Source organism: Streptomyces flavotricini, assembly GCF_020639365.1.
GTDB classification, from domain to species: Bacteria; Actinomycetota; Actinomycetes; order Streptomycetales; family Streptomycetaceae; genus Streptomyces; species Streptomyces flavotricini.
Genome location: NZ_JAINUL010000001.1, coordinates 6297273 through 6313676, shown reverse-complemented (window position 1 = coordinate 6313676; position 16404 = coordinate 6297273). Strand labels below are relative to the sequence as shown.

Genomic DNA, 16404 nt, shown 5'->3' with positions numbered 1-16404 from the left:
GGAACGGGCCGGCCGGACCTACGCGGCCTCGGCGGCCAGCTCGCGCACCGCGTCCGCGAATGCGTCCCCGCGCTTGTTGTAGTTCGCGAACATGTCCATCGAGGCACAGGCCGGGGCCAGCAGAACCGTGTCGCCGGGCTCTGCGAGCCGGGCCGCTTCCCGGACCGCTGCGAGCATCGCCCCAGTGTCGGTCCGGTCGAGGTCGACGACCGGGACCTCGGGGGCGTGTCGCGCCAGCGCCTCGGCGATGAGCGCCCGGTCGGCGCCGATCAGCACGACGGCGCGCAGCTGCTTGCGCGAGTTCCGGACCAGCTCCTCGAAGGTCGCACCCTTGGCGAGGCCGCCGGCGATCCACACGACGGGCTCGAAGGCCGCCAGGGAGGCCTCGGCCGCGTGCGTGTTGGTGGCCTTGGAGTCGTCGATGTACGTGACCCCCGCGACCTCGTCCACGTACGCGACGCGGTGCGCGTCGGGGCGGAAGTCGCGCAGCCCGTCACGGACCGCGCGCGGCGCGACGCCGAAGGCGCGGGCCAGGGCCGCCGCGGCGAGCGCGTTGGCGATGTTGTGCGGGGCCGGCGGGTTGACGTCCTCGACCTCGGCGAGCTCCTGGGCGTTCTTCTGCCGGTTCTCGACGAACGCGCGGTCGACGAGGATGCCGTCGACCACGCCGAGCATGGAGGGGCCGGGGGCGCCGAGCGTGAAGCCGATCGCCCGGCAGCCCTCCTCGACGTCGGCGTTCTCGACGAGCTTCTCGGTGGCCGGGTCGGCGACGTTGTAGACGCAGGCGACCGTGTTGCCCTCGTAGATGCGGCCCTTGTCGGCGGCGTACGCCTCCATCGTGCCGTGCCAGTCGAGGTGGTCCGGGGCCAGGTTCAGCACGGCCGCCGAGTGGGCGCGCAGCGAGGGCGCCCAGTGCAGCTGGTAGCTGGAGAGCTCGACGGCGAGTACGTCGTACTCCTCCTCGCCGAGCACCACGTCGATGATCGGGGTGCCGATGTTGCCGACGGCAGCGGTCTTCAGACCCGCGGCCTTCAGGATCGACGCGAGCATCTGGGTGGTGGTGGTCTTGCCGTTGGTGCCGGTGATCGCCAGCCACTCGGCGGGCCCGGCCGGGGCCCGCTCGGCCTCGGCGTCCTCGCCGGCGTCCGCCGCGGCGACCCGGCGGGCGGCGCGGAGTTCCACGCCGGCCCCGCGCAGCCGCCAGGCGATCTCGACGTCGCCGACGACGTCGACGCCCGCCTCGGCGGCGGCCCGGAAGAGCGGGCTCTCGGGCTGCCAGCCGGGCGAGGTGACGACCAGTTCGGTGCCCTCGGGCAGGGCTTCCCCGGCCCGGGCCCCGTCGGGCAGGTGTCCCAGGCGGACCTCGATGCCCAGCTCCGCGAGTTCGGCGGCCTTCGCGCGGTGCGCGTCGCCGTCGCCGTTGTCGACGACGGTCACCGTCGCGCCGAGACCGGCCAGCGCCCGGGCGGCGCTGATGCCGCTGATGCCGAGGCCGGCCACGGTGATCCGGCCCGGCAGACCGAACCGGCCCAGGGCATCGGGGCCGAGCAGGCCGGCCAGGTCGGTGGTGCTCACTTGTCGGCTGCCCATCCCGCGTAGAAGAGTCCGAGACCCACGATCACGCACATGCCCTGGATGATCCAGAACCGGACCACCACCAGGACCTCGGACCACCCCTTGAGTTCGAAGTGGTGCTGCAGCGGGGCCATCCGGAAGACGCGCTTCCCGGTCAGCTTGAAGGAGCCGACCTGGATGACGACCGACATGGTGATGAGGACGAAGAGGCCGCCGAGGAGGGCGATCAGGAACTCCGTGCGGGAGCAGATCGCGAGACCGGCGAGGGCGCCGCCGAGGGCCAGCGAGCCGGTGTCACCCATGAAGATCTTGGCGGGCGAGGTGTTCCACCACAGGAAGCCGAAGCAGGCGCCCATCAGCGCGGAGGCGACGATCGCGAGGTCCAGCGGATCTCGTACCTCGAAGCAGGCGTTGGGGTTCGTCAGGGTCTGCGCGTTGGCGCACGACTCCTGGAACTGCCAGACGCCGATGAACGTGTACGCGCCGAAGACCATCACCGCGGCGCCGGTGGCCAGGCCGTCCAGACCGTCCGTCAGGTTCACGCCGTTGGACATCGCCAGGATCATGAACAACGCCCAGACGACGAACAGCACCGGGCCGATCGACCAGCCGAAGTCCGTGACGAAGGACAGCTTGGTGGAGGCCGGGGCGTTGCCGCGGCCGTCCTTGAACTGCAGCGCGAGCACCGCGAAGGCGATGCCGACGATCAGCTGGCCGGCCATCTTGGCCTTGGCCCGCAGACCGAGCGAGCGACGCTTGACGATCTTGATGTAGTCGTCGAGGTAGCCCACGAGGCCCATGCCGGACATCAGGAAGAGCACCAGCACGCCGGAGAACGTGGCCGGGCTGCCCGTGATCACCTTCGTCAGGGCGTACGCGATGATCGTCGCCAGGATGAAGGAGATGCCGCCCATGGTGGGCGTGCCCTTCTTCCCGGCGTGGCCGCGCGGGCCGTCGTCGCGGATGAACTGGCCGTAGCCCTTGCGGGCCAGCAGCTTGATCAGCAGCGGGGTGCCGACCACGGTCAGGAACATGCCGATGACACCGGCGAAGAGGATCTGCCTCATCGGTCGGCGACCTCGCCCTCGGCGGACAGCAGAGCCAGAGCGACCCGCTCCAGGCCGACCGACCTGGAAGCCTTCACCAGCACGACGTCACCCGGGCGCAGTTCACTGCGCAACAGGTCGATCGCCGCCTGCGCGTCGGACACGACCACCGACTCCTCACCCCACGAACCCTCGTTATATGCGCCCAGTTGCAGCCAGGACGCTTCCCTGCCCCCGACTGCGACGAGCTTGCTCACGTTGAGCCGGACGGCAAGCCGTCCCACCGCGTCGTGCTCGGCCAACGATGCGTCCCCGAGCTCGGCCATCGGACCGAGCACCGCCCACGTACGTCCCCCGTCGACCCTGGCCGCGCCGCCCATCGCGGCTAGCGCGCGCAGAGCGGCCCGCATGGACTCGGGATTCGCGTTGTAGGCGTCGTTGACGATCGTCACGCCGTCCGCCCGCTCGGTGACCTCCATCCGCCACCGGGACAAGGTGCCCGCCCCGGAGAGCGCGGTGGCGATCTCCTGGGTGGACATGCCCAGTACATGGGCGACGGCGGCCGCGGCGAGCGCGTTCGACACGTGGTGCTCACCGTACAGGCGCAAGGTCACTTCGCCGCACCCGGTGGGTGTGTGGAGTGTGAAGGAGGGCTGTCCTGCCGGTGTCATACGGACTTCCGTGGCCCGTACGTCGGCATCGTCGGCCTCGCCGAACAGCACCGTACGGGCCTTCGTCCGGGCGGACATCGCGCGCACCAGCGGATCGTCGGCGTTGAGGACGGCGACTCCGCCGTCGGCTTCGGCCGGCAGGGCTTCGACGAGTTCGCCCTTGGCCCGGGCGATCTGCTCGCGACCGCCGAACTCGCCGATGTGCGCGGTCCCGACATTGAGGACGAGTCCGATGCGCGGCGGGGTCAGGCCGGTCAGGTACTCGATGTGCCCGATGCCGCGGGCGCCCATCTCCAGCACCAGGTGCCGGGTTTCCTCCGTCGCGCGCAGCGCGGTGAGCGGCAGGCCGATCTCGTTGTTGAGGGAGCCCGGGGTCCACACGGTCGGCGCGTGGGCCTGGAGCACCTGGGCGATGAGGTCCTTGGTGGAGGTCTTGCCGGCGGAGCCGGTCAGGGCCACCACGTCGGTGCCGAGACGCCCGACGACGGCCCGGGCGAGGGCGCCCAGGGCCTTCTCGACGTCGGCCACGACGATCGCGGGCACGCCGACGGGCCGGGCGGCGAGGACGGCCGCGGCTCCGGAGGCGACCGCGCGCTCGGCGTAGTCGTGGCCGTCGACGTGCTCGCCGGCGAACGCGGCGAACAGGCTGCCGGCCTCCACCTGGCGGGAGTCGATGACCACGGGCCCGGTGATCCGCACGGACGGATCCGGTATGTCGTGGGGCCGCCCGCCGGTGATGTCGGCGATCTCGGCGAGGGAAAGGGCGATCACTGGTTCACCTCGGCCTGTCGGACGTTGCTGCCTTGCTGGCGTTCGATCGCGGCGCGGAGCACCGCGCGGTCGTCGAAGGGCCGTACGACGCCCGCGGTTTCCTGGCCCTGCTCGTGGCCCTTGCCGGCCACCAGCACGGTGTCGCCGGGCTCGGCGCGGGCGACGGCCGCGGCGATCGCCGCGGCCCGGTCGGCGTCGACGAGGACCGTGCCGCGCTCTTCGGCGGGTACGGAGACGGCGCCCCCGAACATCGCGGCGAGGATCGCGAGGGGGTCCTCGGAGCGCGGGTTGTCGGAGGTCAGCACGGCGGTGTCGGCGAACCGGGCGGCGGCGGCGCCCATGGGGGCGCGCTTGGTGGTGTCGCGGTCGCCGCCGCAGCCGAGCACGATGTGCAGCTTGCCGGTGGTGACCTCGCGCAGCGCGCGGAGCACCGATTCGACGGCGTCCGTCTTGTGCGCGTAGTCGACGACGGCGAGGTACGGCTGGCCCGCGTCCACCCGCTCCAGCCGGCCGGGGACCCCGGGGACCGCTGCGACGCCGTCGGCGGCGGTCTGCGGGTCGAGGCCGGCGGCGGCGAGCGTGGCGATCGCGGCGACGGTGTTGGCGACGTTGAACGGGCCGGGAAGCGGGGCCGTGGCCCGCACGCGCTGCCCCTCCGGTCCGACCACGGTCAGCGTGGAGTCCATGTGCCCGAACACGACGTCCTCGGCACGCCAGTCGGCGGCCGCGTCGCCCTCGGCGGAGAAGGTGACCACCGGGATCGAGGCCTCCTTGGCGAGGCGGCGGCCGTACTCGTCGTCGATGTTGACCACCCCGAGGCGGGCGCGGCGCTCGGTGAAGAGCTGCGCCTTGGCCTGGAAGTAGTCCTCCATGTCCGAGTGGAACTCCATGTGCTCCGGGCTCAGGTTGTTGAAGACGGCGACGTCGAAGACGCATCCGTCGACCCGGCCGAGCACCAGGGCGTGGCTGGAGACCTCCATGGCGACGGCCTCGACCCCGCGTTCGCGCATGACCGCGAACAGGGCCTGGAGGTCGGTGGCCTCGGGGGTGGTGCGCTCCGACTTGATGCGCTCGTCGCCGATGCGCATCTCGACGGTGCCGACCAGCCCGGTGGAGCGACCGGCTCCGCGCAGACCGCCCTCGACGAGGTACGCCGTGGTGGTCTTGCCGGAGGTTCCGGTGATGCCGATCTGGAGCAGGCCCTCGCCGGGCCGGCCGTAGATCGTGGCGGCGAGCTCGCCCATCCGGCCGCGCGGGTCGGCGACGGCCAGGACCGGCAGGCCGGTCGCGGCGGCGCGTTCGGCGCCCGCCGGGTCCGTCAGCACGGCCGCGGCACCGAGGGCGGCCGCCTGGGCGGCGAAGTCGGCGCCGTGCAGCTTGGCGCCGGGCAGGGCCGCGTACAGGTCGCCGGGGCGCACGGCACGGGAGTCGTGCGTGATCCCGGTGATCTGCGGGGGCCGCGCACCGGCGGCCGCGCCGGGGGCTTCGATGCCCAGCAGGTCGGCCAGCTCGCCCAGGGGTGTCGGGCGGGCGGCCTGCGGCCGGGGCGCTCCCGGCGGCGTTGCCGGGGCGTCTTTCTGGGCGGTTCTGGGCTGATCAGCGTGGGGCACGGCGGTGAGCGTACCGGGCGTGGCGGGCCGCTCGCGAAGCGAGGGCCCGGCCGCGTGGTCGGCGGCCGACGGGTTCCCGGGTTTCGGGGTGATCGTTGTCACTGATGGTGCCTCACGGATTTCTGGCGGGCCGGCCGGCCCGCCGGGTCACTGGCCGGGCTGCCGGCTGGGCTGTGCGGAGGGCGCTGCGGAGGGCTGGGGGGCGGGCGGGGGACCGGCGTCGAAGGTGACCGGGAGCCCGGCGGGGGCGGTCCCGGTCGGGGCGACCTGGAGGGTCTTGAGGGCGAACTCCATGACCTTCTTGTAGATCGGGCCGCAGATCTGGCCGCCGAAGTAGCTGCCCTTGGTGGGGTTCTGGATGGCGCAGTAGACGGTGATCCGCGGGTTGTCGGCGGGTGCGAAGCCGGCGAAGGAGGCCGTGTAGCCCTTGTAGCGGCCGGTGGCCGGATCCACCCGGTTGGACGTGCCGGTCTTGCCGCCGACCCGGTAGCCGGGGATGCGGGCCTTGGTGCCGGTGCCCTCCTGGTCGTCGACGACCGACTCCAGCATCTCGGACAGGGTCTTGGCGGTCTCCGGGCTGATCACGCGGGTCTGTTCGGGCGCCGGGGCCGGGGTGAAGCGGCCGTCGGGGCCCTTGGTGCCGCGGACCAGCGTGGGCGCGATCCGTACGCCGCCGTTGGCGATGGTCGAGTACACGGAGGCCGCCTGCATGGCGTTGAGGGACAGGCCCTGGCCGAAAGGGATCGTGTACTGCTGGGAGGTGGACCAGGCCTCGGGCCGGGCGAGGATGCCGCGGGACTCGCCCGGGTAGTTCAGGCCGGTGGGCTGCCCGATGCCGAACTTGTTCAGGTAGGAGTACAGGACCCGGTTGGCCTCGGGCTGGGTGGCGCCGAGCTGGCCGGTGGCCAGGATGGTGCCGATGTTCGAGGACTTGGCGAGGACCCCGTTGAGGGTCAGGTACCAGGTCGGGTGGTCGATGTCGTCCTTGAACAGCCGGTCGCCGCGGTGCAGCCGGTTGGGGACCTCGACGTGGGTCCCGGGGGTGGCCTTCTTCTCCTCCAGCACGGCGGCCATCGACATGACCTTGGCGGTGGAGCCGGGCTCGTACACGTCCTGGAGCGCCGCGTTGCCCATGGCGGCGGAGCTGGCCTTCGAGAGGTCGTTGGGGTCGAAGCCGGGGGCGTTGGCCATGGCGAGGACCTCGCCGGTGCGGGTGTCCTGGACGACGACGTAGCCGCGGTCGGCCTCGGACTTGGCGACCTGCTCGCTGATGGCGCTCTGCGCCGCCCACTGGATGTCGCGGTCGATGGTCAGCTCGACGTCCTCGCCGGGGACGGCGGGCTTCTCGCTGGACCCGGCGGTGGGCACGCGGCGGCCGCCGGACTGGGCGTACGTGATCGCGCCGTCCTTGCCGGCCAGCTTCTTGTCGAGGGAGGACTCGAGGCCGCCGGCACCCTTGCCCTCGGCGTTGACGTAACCCAGTATCCCGGCGGCCAGATCCCCGTTGGGGTACACGCGCTTGCTGCTGTCCTCGTTGAACACGCCGGCGAGGACGTTGGCGCCGGGGCCGTTGGTCTTCTTGTCGGCGGCGGCCTTGTCGGCGAAGACCCGCTTGAGGTCCTTGATCTGGTTCCAGACCTGGGGGGTCTGGCGGCGGGCCAGGACGACGTAGCGGGTGTTCTTGGTCTTGAGGCGGGCGGCGAGCTCCTTGGCGTCCTTGCCGAGGATCGGCGCGAGGAGGGCGGCGGCCTGCTCGGGGGCGTCCGGGGCCTTGCTGTCCTGCGGGGTGAACATCTTCGGGTCGGCGGTGATGTCGTACGCGTCGACGCTGGTCGCGAGCGCGACGCCCTTGCGGTCGGTGATCTCGCCCCGCTCGGCGGCGAGGGTGTAGCTGGCGAAGCGGTTCTCGGAGGCCTTGGCGGAGTAGGCGGAGGCGTCGACGGCCTGCACCTGGAGCAGCCGGACGACGAAGGCCAGCATGACGAGGGTCAGCCCGACGCCGACGAGCCGCAGCCGCGGCTTCGGGCTCCCGAGCCGGATGGTGTGCGGCTGCCTCGCGGGGCCGGGCCGCCGGGTCGCGGGCCGTGTACCGGCCCGCGGCCGTCCCGGCCCGGACCTGGACCCGGGCCCGGGCACCCGCCGCCCGCCGGGGGCGCTCACGCGGGCACCGCCGTGCCCGAGCGGAACGGGGAGGGGGCGGCCCCGCGCAGCGGCGGGCCGGCGGGGGCGGACGGACCGGTGCGGCAGGAGGGTCCCGCGGGGGGTGCCCCCGGCGGGAGCTGGGGGAGGGTCCGCGTCACGACGTCACCTTCCGGAGGTCGGGTTGGACTGAGGGACACCGCCCGGGGCGGGCTGCCCGGCCTGCGGGGCGCCCGCCGGAGCGGAGCCCTGGGCCCCGGGCTGGGCGGAGGCCGGGGCGCCGGCTCCGCCCTGGGCCGGGCCGGGGGCACCGGCCGGTGCGGAGCCGGAGCCCGGAATGCCTGCCTGGGCGCCGCCCTGGGCGGATCCCGGGGCGACACCCGTGGCGACCTTCGCCACCGGAACGGCCTTCGGCTGCTTGGGTCCCGGCAATGGCGGGCCGGCGCGGCCGGGGTCGGCGGCGGCGGGGCCTCCGCGGGGGCCGCCGTGCCCGTCACCTTGCCGTCCTGGCCGATGAAGACCGGGCTCCCGCCCGGGACCAGGCCGAGCTCGTGCGCCCGTCGCTGCAGGGCATCGGGCGCCGAGTACCCGTCCACGTCCCGCTGCAGCGCCTGCTCCTCGTCCGTGAGCGCGGTGGTCTCCTTCTTCAGCTTGCTCAGCTGGAAGGACCCCTGGTTGAGCGCCGAGTTCAGGAGCAGCAGGCTGATCAGCCCACCGGCCAGCAGCGCGACCACCAGCAGGACGAACGGCATCCGCGCCGCCTGCCCCGAGGAGCCGCCCGATCCGCCGCCCGAAGGGCCGCGCAGCCGCCCCAGTCCCCCGGCTCTGCTCACAGCCGCGCCTCCCGGATGCGCTCGACCCCGCGGAAGCGGGCCGGTGCGGCCCGCCGGTTCTCGGCGATCTCCTCCTCCGTGGGCAGCTCCGCGCCCCGGGTGAGCAGCTTCAGCTTGGGCTGGTACTTCTCCGGCACCACCGGCAGCCCCGGCGGCGCCGTCGACGCCGCGCCGGCCGCGAAGACCTGCTTGACCAGCCGGTCCTCCAGCGAGTGGTACGAGAGCACCGCGATCCGGCCGCCCACCGCGATCCGCTCCACGGCCGCGGGGATCGCCCGCTCCAGGACCGACAGCTCGCCGTTGACCTCGATGCGCAGCGCCTGGAAGGTCCGCTTCGCCGGGTTGCCGCCCGTCCGCTTCGCGGCCTGCGGCAGCGCGTCGCGGATCAGTTCGACCAGGCGCGCGCTGTTCGTGAACGGTTCCTTCTCCCGCTCGCGGACGACCGCCGAGACGATCCGCTTGGCCTGCTTCTCCTCGCCGTACTGGCGCAGGATCCGTACGAGCTCGCCCGGCGGGTAGGTGTTGAGCACCTCGGCGGCGCTCATCCCGGTCGTCTGGTCCATCCGCATGTCCAGCGGCGCGTCCTGCGCGTACGCGAACCCGCGGTCGGCCTCGTCGAGCTGCATGGACGAGACGCCCAGGTCGAAGAGGACGCCCTGCACGGCGGGGATGCCGAGCCGGTCCAGTACGTCGGGCAGCTCGTCGTACACGGCGTGGACGAGGGTGGCGCGGTCACCGTAGGGCGCGAGCCGCTCGCCGGAGAGCCGCAGGGCCTCCTTGTCTCGGTCGAGGCCGATCAGGTGCGCCTCGGGGAACCGGGTCAGCAGGGCCTCGCTGTGGCCGCCGAGGCCGAGGGTGCAGTCGACGACGACGGCCCCGGGCCTCTCCAGCGCCGGGGCCAACAGGTCCAGGCACCGCTGGAGCATCACCGGGACATGTCGGGACTCGCTAGTCAAAGCGCCCTCTCAGATAACGGCGCGGCAGGCATACGCCGCGCCGCGCACGCGGAGTGTTACCAGGAGGCCGGGCGGCCGGTCAGGGCCGGGCTCCGGCCGGTTCGCGTCACTTTAGTGCAACGGTCGCCGCGGTCAACGAACCGCCCCGCGCGCCGTGCGCCCCTCTCGGACGGAACCCCCGAAAGCCGCGAATCACCCATACGGTCGCCGCCTCCTCACCCCTGTGGGTTAGCTCACAACAAGGCGGGTTGACGTTCTTTGTCCACCCTCACTCCATGCCATTACCAGCGGTGACCACTAACGTCGTATGCATGACGACTTCCGCATCCCTGCCCGCAGAGACCACCCACCAGGCATCCGGCGGCGGCTCGGTCACGGACCGGCTCGTCGCGGCGAACCGGGAGTACGCCGCGGAATTCACGGACCCGGGCATGGACGCCCGCCCCGTCCTCCACGTGGCCGTCGTGGCCTGCATGGACGCCCGCCTCGACCTGCACAAGGCCCTCGGCCTGGAGCTCGGCGACTGCCACACCATCCGCAACGCGGGCGGCGTCGTCACCGACGACACCATCCGCTCCCTCACCATCAGCCAGCGCGCCCTCGGCACCCGCACGGTGATACTGATCCACCACACCGGATGCGGTCTCGAAAGCCTGACCGAGGACTTCCGGCACGAGCTCGAGGACGAGGTCGGCCAGCGCCCCGCCTGGGCCGTGGAGGCCTTCCGGGACGTGGACCAGGACGTCCGGCAGTCCATGCAGCGGGTCCGGACGAACCCCTTCCTGCCCCACCGCGACGATGTGCGAGGCTTCGTCTTCGACGTGCACACCGGACTCCTGCGGGAGATCGATCCCGCCTCGTGAGTGACACAAGGCCACAACGCCGTCAAGAATGCGGGAAGACGCCGCCCGGAAAACCGTCCGGGCCGGCGTCCGTGTCGGGGTGGGCCGGAGTGCGCCGAGAGCGTCGGCCCTGCGGAAAGGGCCGAGGAGAACCAGGTGACGACGTATGACGACCGAGCGAGCCTCGCGGATCTGACGAGCACGGCGGAGCGGGTGCGCCACTCCGTCGAGAGCGTGATCGAGGGCAAGCCCGAGGTCGTACGCATCGCGCTGACCGTGCTGCTCGCCGAGGGACACCTGCTGATCGAGGACGTCCCCGGCGTCGGCAAGACGATGCTGGCCAAGACGCTGGCGAAGTCCATCGACTGCTCGGTGCAGCGCATCCAGTTCACGCCGGACCTGCTGCCGTCCGACATCACCGGCGTCAGCATCTACGACCAGCAGCGCCGCGAGTTCGAGTTCAAGCCGGGCGCGATCTTCGCGCAGATCGTCATCGGCGACGAGATCAACCGCGCCTCGCCGAAGACCCAGTCCGCGCTGCTGGAGTCGATGGAGGAGCGCCAGGTCACCATCGACGGCACGACGTACACGCTGCCGAGCCCGTTCATGGTGGTCGCCACCCAGAACCCGGTGGAGATGGAGGGCACCTACCCCCTCCCCGAGGCCCAGCGCGACCGCTTCATGGCCCGCGTCTCCGTCGGCTACCCGAGCCCCGACGCCGAGCTCCAGATGCTCGACGTACACGGCGGGATCTCCCCGCTCGACGACCTCCAGGCCGTCGCGCACGCCCACGACATCGTCAAGCTGATAGAGGCCGTCCGCGAGGTGTACGTCGCCGAGCCCGTCCGGCGCTACGTCGTCGACCTGGTCTCCGCGACCCGCAGCCACCCGGACCTGCGCCTGGGCGCCTCGCCGCGCGCCACGCTCCACCTGCTGCGCGCCGTGAAGGCCTCCGCCGCGCTGTCCGGCCGGGACTACGTCCTGCCCGACGACGTGCAGGCGCTGGCCGCGCCCGTGCTCGCGCACCGGCTGCTGCCCACCGCGCAGGCCCAGCTGAACCGGCGCACCGCCGAGCAGGTCGTCCAGGACATCCTCCAGCGCACCCCCGTCCCCGCCGCGCACGCCCGCGGCGAGATGCCGCCCGGCGCGGGCATCCGGGGCTTCTGATGAGCGCCGGTGCCCCGCGCGGCGCCGGCGAGGGCCGCGGCGGCGGCGGGCTGCGAGGGCCGCGGCGGCGGCGGGCTGCGCGCCTCGCTGGCGGGACTGACCACCCGCGGCCGGTCCTTCCTGGCCGCCGGGGTCGCCGCCGCCCTGTGTGCGTACGTGCTCGGCCAGGGCGAACTGCTCCGGGTCGGGCTGCTGCTCGCCGTCCTGCCGCTGATCTGCGTCCTCGCCCTGCACCGCACCCGCCACCGGGTCTCCGGCAGCCGCCGGCTGACCCCGATGCGCGTGCCCGCGGGCTCCGAGGCCCGGGTCCGGCTGCGCATGGAGAACGTCTCCCGGCTGCCCACCGGACTGCTGATGCTCCAGGACCGGGTCCCGTACGTGCTCGGCCCCCGGCCCCGCTTCGTCCTGGACCGCGTCGAGCCCGGCGGGCGCCGCGAGGTCTCCTACCGGGTCCGCTCCGACCTGCGCGGCCGCTATCCGCTGGGCCCGCTCCAGCTGCGGCTGACCGACCCCTTCGGGCTGGTCGAGCTGACCCGCTCGTTCAGCGCCTACGACACCCTCACCGTCATCCCGCGCACCGAGGCCCTGCCCGCGGTCCGGCTGACCGGTGAGACCTCCGGATACGGTGACGGCAGCCGCCGCTCGCTGGCCCTGGCCGGCGACGACGACGTGATCCCGCGCGGCTACCGGCGCGGCGACGACCTGCGCCGGGTGCACTGGCGCTCCACCGCCCGCTACGGCGAGCTGATGGTGCGCCGCGAGGAGCAGCCGCAGCGCAGCAAGGCCACGGTCCTGCTGGACACCCGCGGGATCGCCTTCGAGGGCGCCGGACCTGACTCCGCGTTCGAGTGGGCGGTGTCCGGGGCCGCGTCCACCCTGGTGCACCTGCTCGAACAGGGCTTCTCGGCGCGGCTGCTGACGGACTCGGGCACCTCGGTGCCCGGCGACGGCGGCGGCTTCTCCTCCGGCGGGCAGGAGTCCGCGGAGGCCGCCGGGCTGATGATGGACACCCTCGCGGTCGTCGGGCACTCCGACGGCGCCGGCCTGACGCGCGCGTACGAAGCGGTGCGCAGCGGGGGCGGCCACGGCGGGGGCTTCGCCGGAGCCGGCGGTGACGGGCTCCTCATCGCCTTCTTCGGGGACCTGGACGACGTACAGACGGAAGTGGCGGCCAAGATGCGCGGGCGCTGCGGGGCCGCGGTGGCCTTCGTCCTGGACTCCGCGCTGTGGGACGGCCGGCCCTCGCGGGTGGAGGCACGGGTGGGCAGGCTGCGCGACGCGGGCTGGACGGCGCTGGCCGTGCCGCCCGGGGTGGCGTACGGGGAGCTGTGGCGCCGGGCCGGCAACGCTCCGCTCGGCACGGGTACGTCCGGAGGTTGGGGATGAGCGGGCGGGCGCGCGTGACGCTCTTCGCGATGCTGGCGACGCTGCTCACCTCGTGGTCGCTGGCCGCGCTGGTGGACTCGTCGGGATGGGTGCTCGAGGCGGGGGCCCTGCTGGCCGTGCAGAGCGCGGTGGGGGCCGGGGTCCGGCGGGTGCCTCTGGGGCGCACGCTCACCGTGGCGTCCCAGGTGCTGGTGTCGCTGCTGGTGCTGATGTTCCTGTTCGCGGGCAAGGGCGAATCCACCGGGACCGGGCCGATGGCCTACCTGGTGACGGACTTCGGCGCCCTGTTCCGGCAGGGCGTCCAGGACGTGGGCGAGTTCGCGATCCCGGCTCCGCTGACGGACGGCATCCGGCTGCTGCTGCTGTCCGGGGTGCTGCTGATCGGGCTGCTGGTGGACCTGCTGGCCGTGACGCTGCGGACCGCGGCCGCGGCCGGGCTCCCGCTGCTCGCGCTGTACTCGGTCGCCGCGGGGCTCTCCGGCGGTTCCGGGGCCTCCTGGATCTCCTTCCTGCTGGCCGGCTGCGGCTACCTGTTGCTGCTGCTGGCCGAGGGCCGCGACCGGCTCGCGCAGTGGGGCCGGGTCTTCGGCGCGGCCCCGAGCGCGCGGGCCGCGTCGGGCTCGGGGTACGGCGGAGTCGGCGCGGGTTCCGGCCAGGCGCTGGCGCCCGTACGGACCGGGCGGCGGATCGGCGCGGTGGCGCTGGGCATCGCGCTGGCGGTGCCGGCGGTGCTGCCCGCGCTCGGCGGCGGGCTGCTGGGCGCGCAGGGCGGCGAGTCGGGCGACGGCGGCGTGGGGGTCGGCGGGACGATCTCGGCGGTCAACCCGCTGGTCTCCCTGCAGGGCAGCCTGAACGCCCAGGACAACCGGGTGGTGCTGAAGTACCGGACGGACAGCCCGCAGCTCGGCGAGCAGTACCTGCGGATCCTGGCCCTGGACGAGTTCAACGGCGTCAAGTGGGAGGCCTCGGGCCGGGCGCTGACCGACGTGCCGGAGCGGCTGCCGGCCCCGCCGGGGCTGAGCGGTCAGGTCCGGCAGACGGGGATCGAGGTCCGGACGAGCGTCTCCGCCGCGGACACGTACGCGCAGCGCTACCTGCCGATGCCCTACCCGGCGACGTCCGTGGACATCCCGGGCAAGTGGCGGTTCGAGCCGGCCGGCCGGACCCTGGTCGGCGACCAGCTGGGCCGGGACAGGTTCCAGAACGTCCAGGGCGCGATGTACACGGTGCGCAGCCTGCTGCTGCGGCCGACGGCGGAGCAGCTGCAGGAGGCTCCGGCGCCGGACCCCCTCATCAGGGCCGAGTACACGAAGATCCCCGACAATCTGCCGGCGGTGGTCGCCGACACGGCCCGCCAGGTGACGAAGGGCGCCAAGGACGACTACACGCGGGCGGTGAAGCTCCAGGACTACTTCGCCGTGAGCGGCGGCTTCCGCTACGACACGAAGGTGGCCTCGGGTACGGGGTCGCAGGCCATCGCCCGGTTCCTCGCCGACAAGGAGGGGTTCTGCATCCACTTCGCGTTCTCGATGGCGGCGATGTCGCGCTCGCTCGGGATCCCGGCGCGGGTGGCGGTGGGGTTCACGCCCGGCGAGAAGCAGTCGGACGGCAGCGTGAACGTGTCGATGCGCGATGCGCACGCGTGGCCGGAGCTGTACTTCGAGGGCGTGGGCTGGACCCGCTTCGAGCCGACGCCGCGCCAGGGCATCACGATCCCGGACTACTCCCGGGCAGAGGTCCCGGCGGCCCAGCCGTCCGCGCCGACGGCGCTGCCCTCGCAGGGAGCGGCGCAGCCGTCGGCCGCGCCGTCGAAGGGCGACGACTGCCCGCCGGAGGCGAAGAAGCTGGGCGAGTGCGGGGTGGCCGCGCCGCAGACGAAGGCCGGTTCCGGTGGCGGCGGGCCGTCGCCGCAGACGGTGCTGACCTGGACGCTGTCGATCGCGGCCCTGCTGGCGCTCCCGCTGCTCCCGCTCCTGTGGCGTACGCGGCTGCGCAAGCGGCGGCTGGCCGCGGGGCAGGTCCTGCAGGCCTGGCAGGAGCTGGCGGACGCGGCCTGGGACGTGGGCATCGCCCCGGACGAGGCCCTGTCCCCGCGCCGGGCGGCGGCGAGGATCGTGGAGCTGGGCCGGCTGACGCCGGAGGCGGCGGACGCGGTGCACCGGGTCGCGGAGGCGGTGGAGCGCTCGCTGTACGCGCCGCCGGGCACGGAGGCGACGTACGCCGGGCTGGGGACGGACGTCCTGCTGGCCCGCACCGCGCTGCTGGCTCCGCTGACCCGCGGCGGCCGCGTGCGCGCGGTGCTCCTCCCCCGCTCCGCGGCCCGGCTCCGCTGGTCCGCGGCCGCGCGGTGGTCGGCCCTGACGGCGGCCGTCGCGGCCCGGCTTGCGCCCGTTTCGGCGCTGCTGTCCCGCACCCGGGCCCGCCTCCCCCTGCGGGGCCGCGGCTGAGGCCGTAGCCCCGTGGCGCCTGCTCCCCGCGGCGTCCTCGGACGCGAAACGGCGGGGCTCGTTCCCCCCGAGCCCCGCCGTGCCGCGCAGTGGAAACAGGTACCCGGTCCGCACCGGCCGCCCCGTGTCGGCGGTCCGGACCGGGTCCCCGTCCGTCTCCCCAGTCTGGCGTCGGCGCAGGTGGGGGCCATCCGCGCAGCTACTCATTTCCGCGACTAGGTACGCGTACTCACGCGGAGCGGGTGGCGCCCCCAGTTCTACGCCGTCCCGGCACCCCCGCGGCACCGCCGATCGGGGGTCACCCGGGACCCCCGGGCCGCCTTCTCAGCGGTTCCCGCTGACCCGGCCCCGCAGCAGCAGCGACAGCGCCGAGTGCACGTCGTCGAGCGAACGCTCGCTCTGGAACGACTGCCAGTCCAGCGCGGCCACCAGCACCATGCCCACCATCGCGGCGGCGGTCAGCGGCACGTCGATCTCCGCGCTGAGCTCCCCCCGCTCCACGCCCTCCCGCAGCACCGTCTCCACGACGGCCACCGCCTCCCGCCGGACCACCATCAGCGTGGACTGCCACGCCCGGTTGGTCCGCCACAGCTCGGCGACGTACAGCTGGGTGAAGGCCGGGTACCGGTCGATGAACACGAGTCCGGCCCGGATCATCGCGTCGAGCGCCTCGACCCGGCTCCCGCCGCGCCGCTCCGTCTCCTCGGCCGCGTCGCGCAGCGAGGCCGTCAGCAGCCCGACCCCGTGCCGCAGCAGCTCCTCGAAGAGTTCGTTCTTGCTCGCGAAGTTGTAGTAGACGGTGCCCTTGGCGACCCCCGCGCGCTCGGCGATCTCGTCGACCGTGGTCGCGGAGAAGCCCTGCTCGGCGATGAGGGTGACGGCCGCCTCGTAGAGCTTCTGGCGGGTCGCCTGCCGGCGGCCGCCGCCGGTACCGGTGCTGCTGCGTTCCATGGCGCTGATT

General features: G+C 73.5%; 12 protein-coding genes. 4 read left to right on the top strand and 8 right to left on the bottom strand.

Annotated features, from left to right (window positions below):
- Positions 1 to 18: 18 nt before the first annotated feature.
- The 7 genes from murD to rsmH are packed head-to-tail and all read right to left on the bottom strand — an operon-like array spanning position 19 to position 9571.
- Complete coding sequence (gene murD / locus K7B10_RS28775) at positions 19 to 1590, bottom strand: UDP-N-acetylmuramoyl-L-alanine--D-glutamate ligase (protein WP_372481478.1); 1572 nt, start codon at positions 1588 to 1590, stop codon at positions 19 to 21.
- A complete protein-coding gene (mraY, locus tag K7B10_RS28770; RefSeq protein WP_030863669.1) occupies positions 1572 to 2642 on the bottom strand; it encodes a phospho-N-acetylmuramoyl-pentapeptide-transferase in 1071 nt (356 codons plus the stop codon). The genes murD and mraY overlap by 19 nt, the downstream gene beginning before the upstream one ends.
- Positions 2639 to 4063 (bottom strand): UDP-N-acetylmuramoyl-tripeptide--D-alanyl-D-alanine ligase, encoded by a 1425-nt coding sequence (locus K7B10_RS28765; protein WP_229340443.1) that lies wholly within the window; start codon positions 4061 to 4063, stop codon positions 2639 to 2641. Before K7B10_RS28765 ends, mraY begins: the two co-directional genes overlap by 4 nt.
- Positions 4060 to 5775, bottom strand: a complete 1716-nt coding sequence (locus tag K7B10_RS28760; protein ID WP_229340441.1) for a UDP-N-acetylmuramoyl-L-alanyl-D-glutamate--2,6-diaminopimelate ligase — start codon at positions 5773 to 5775, stop codon at positions 4060 to 4062. Before K7B10_RS28760 ends, K7B10_RS28765 begins: the two co-directional genes overlap by 4 nt.
- 45 nt (positions 5776 to 5820) lie before the next feature.
- Complete coding sequence (locus tag K7B10_RS28755) at positions 5821 to 7809, bottom strand: peptidoglycan D,D-transpeptidase FtsI family protein (RefSeq protein WP_372481569.1); 1989 nt, start codon at positions 7807 to 7809, stop codon at positions 5821 to 5823.
- Between the two features lie 20 nt (positions 7810 to 7829).
- Positions 7830 to 8645 (bottom strand): cell division protein FtsL, encoded by an 816-nt coding sequence (ftsL, locus tag K7B10_RS28750; protein WP_308284642.1) that lies wholly within the window; start codon positions 8643 to 8645, stop codon positions 7830 to 7832.
- Positions 8642 to 9571 (bottom strand): 16S rRNA (cytosine(1402)-N(4))-methyltransferase RsmH, encoded by a 930-nt coding sequence (rsmH, locus tag K7B10_RS28745; RefSeq protein WP_030863662.1) that lies wholly within the window; start codon positions 9569 to 9571, stop codon positions 8642 to 8644. The genes ftsL and rsmH overlap by 4 nt, the downstream gene beginning before the upstream one ends.
- A 341-nt stretch (positions 9572 to 9912) precedes the next feature.
- Between rsmH and K7B10_RS28740 the strand changes: the two genes are divergently transcribed.
- The 4 genes from K7B10_RS28740 (at position 9913) to K7B10_RS28725 (ending at position 15443) form a co-directional block, all read left to right on the top strand.
- Positions 9913 to 10464 (top strand): beta-class carbonic anhydrase, encoded by a 552-nt coding sequence (locus tag K7B10_RS28740; RefSeq protein WP_229340439.1) that lies wholly within the window; start codon positions 9913 to 9915, stop codon positions 10462 to 10464.
- Between the two features lie 135 nt (positions 10465 to 10599).
- A complete protein-coding gene (locus K7B10_RS28735; RefSeq protein ID WP_229340437.1) occupies positions 10600 to 11610 on the top strand; it encodes an AAA family ATPase in 1011 nt (336 codons plus the stop codon).
- A gap of 9 nt (positions 11611 to 11619) precedes the next feature.
- Complete coding sequence (locus K7B10_RS28730; protein ID WP_229340435.1) at positions 11620 to 12996, top strand: DUF58 domain-containing protein; 1377 nt, start codon at positions 11620 to 11622, stop codon at positions 12994 to 12996.
- Positions 12993 to 15443: a transglutaminase TgpA family protein gene (locus K7B10_RS28725; protein WP_229340433.1), complete on the top strand. Its 2451-nt coding sequence runs from the start codon at positions 12993 to 12995 to the stop codon at positions 15441 to 15443. Before K7B10_RS28730 ends, K7B10_RS28725 begins: the two co-directional genes overlap by 4 nt.
- 324 nt (positions 15444 to 15767) lie before the next feature.
- On the opposite strand, the gene K7B10_RS28720 is transcribed toward K7B10_RS28725, so the two are convergent.
- A complete protein-coding gene (locus K7B10_RS28720) occupies positions 15768 to 16394 on the bottom strand; it encodes a TetR/AcrR family transcriptional regulator (protein ID WP_030156018.1) in 627 nt (208 codons plus the stop codon).
- Between the last annotated feature and the right edge of the window lie 10 nt (positions 16395 to 16404).

What these genes read in the sequence shown, in the direction of transcription:
- murD (WP_372481478.1), bottom strand. Translation starts at nt 1,590, where the DNA reads ATGGGCAGCCGACAAGTGAGCACCACCGACCTGGCCGGCCTGCTCGGC.
- mraY (WP_030863669.1), bottom strand. Translation starts at nt 2,642, where the DNA reads ATGAGGCAGATCCTCTTCGCCGGTGTCATCGGCATGTTCCTGACCGTG.
- rsmH (WP_030863662.1), bottom strand. Translation starts at nt 9,571, where the DNA reads ATGCTCCAGCGGTGCCTGGACCTGTTGGCCCCGGCGCTGGAGAGGCCC.
- K7B10_RS28740 (WP_229340439.1), top strand. Translation starts at nt 9,913, where the DNA reads ATGACGACTTCCGCATCCCTGCCCGCAGAGACCACCCACCAGGCATCC.
- K7B10_RS28725 (WP_229340433.1), top strand. Translation starts at nt 12,993, where the DNA reads ATGAGCGGGCGGGCGCGCGTGACGCTCTTCGCGATGCTGGCGACGCTG.
- K7B10_RS28720 (WP_030156018.1), bottom strand. Translation starts at nt 16,394, where the DNA reads ATGGAACGCAGCAGCACCGGTACCGGCGGCGGCCGCCGGCAGGCGACC.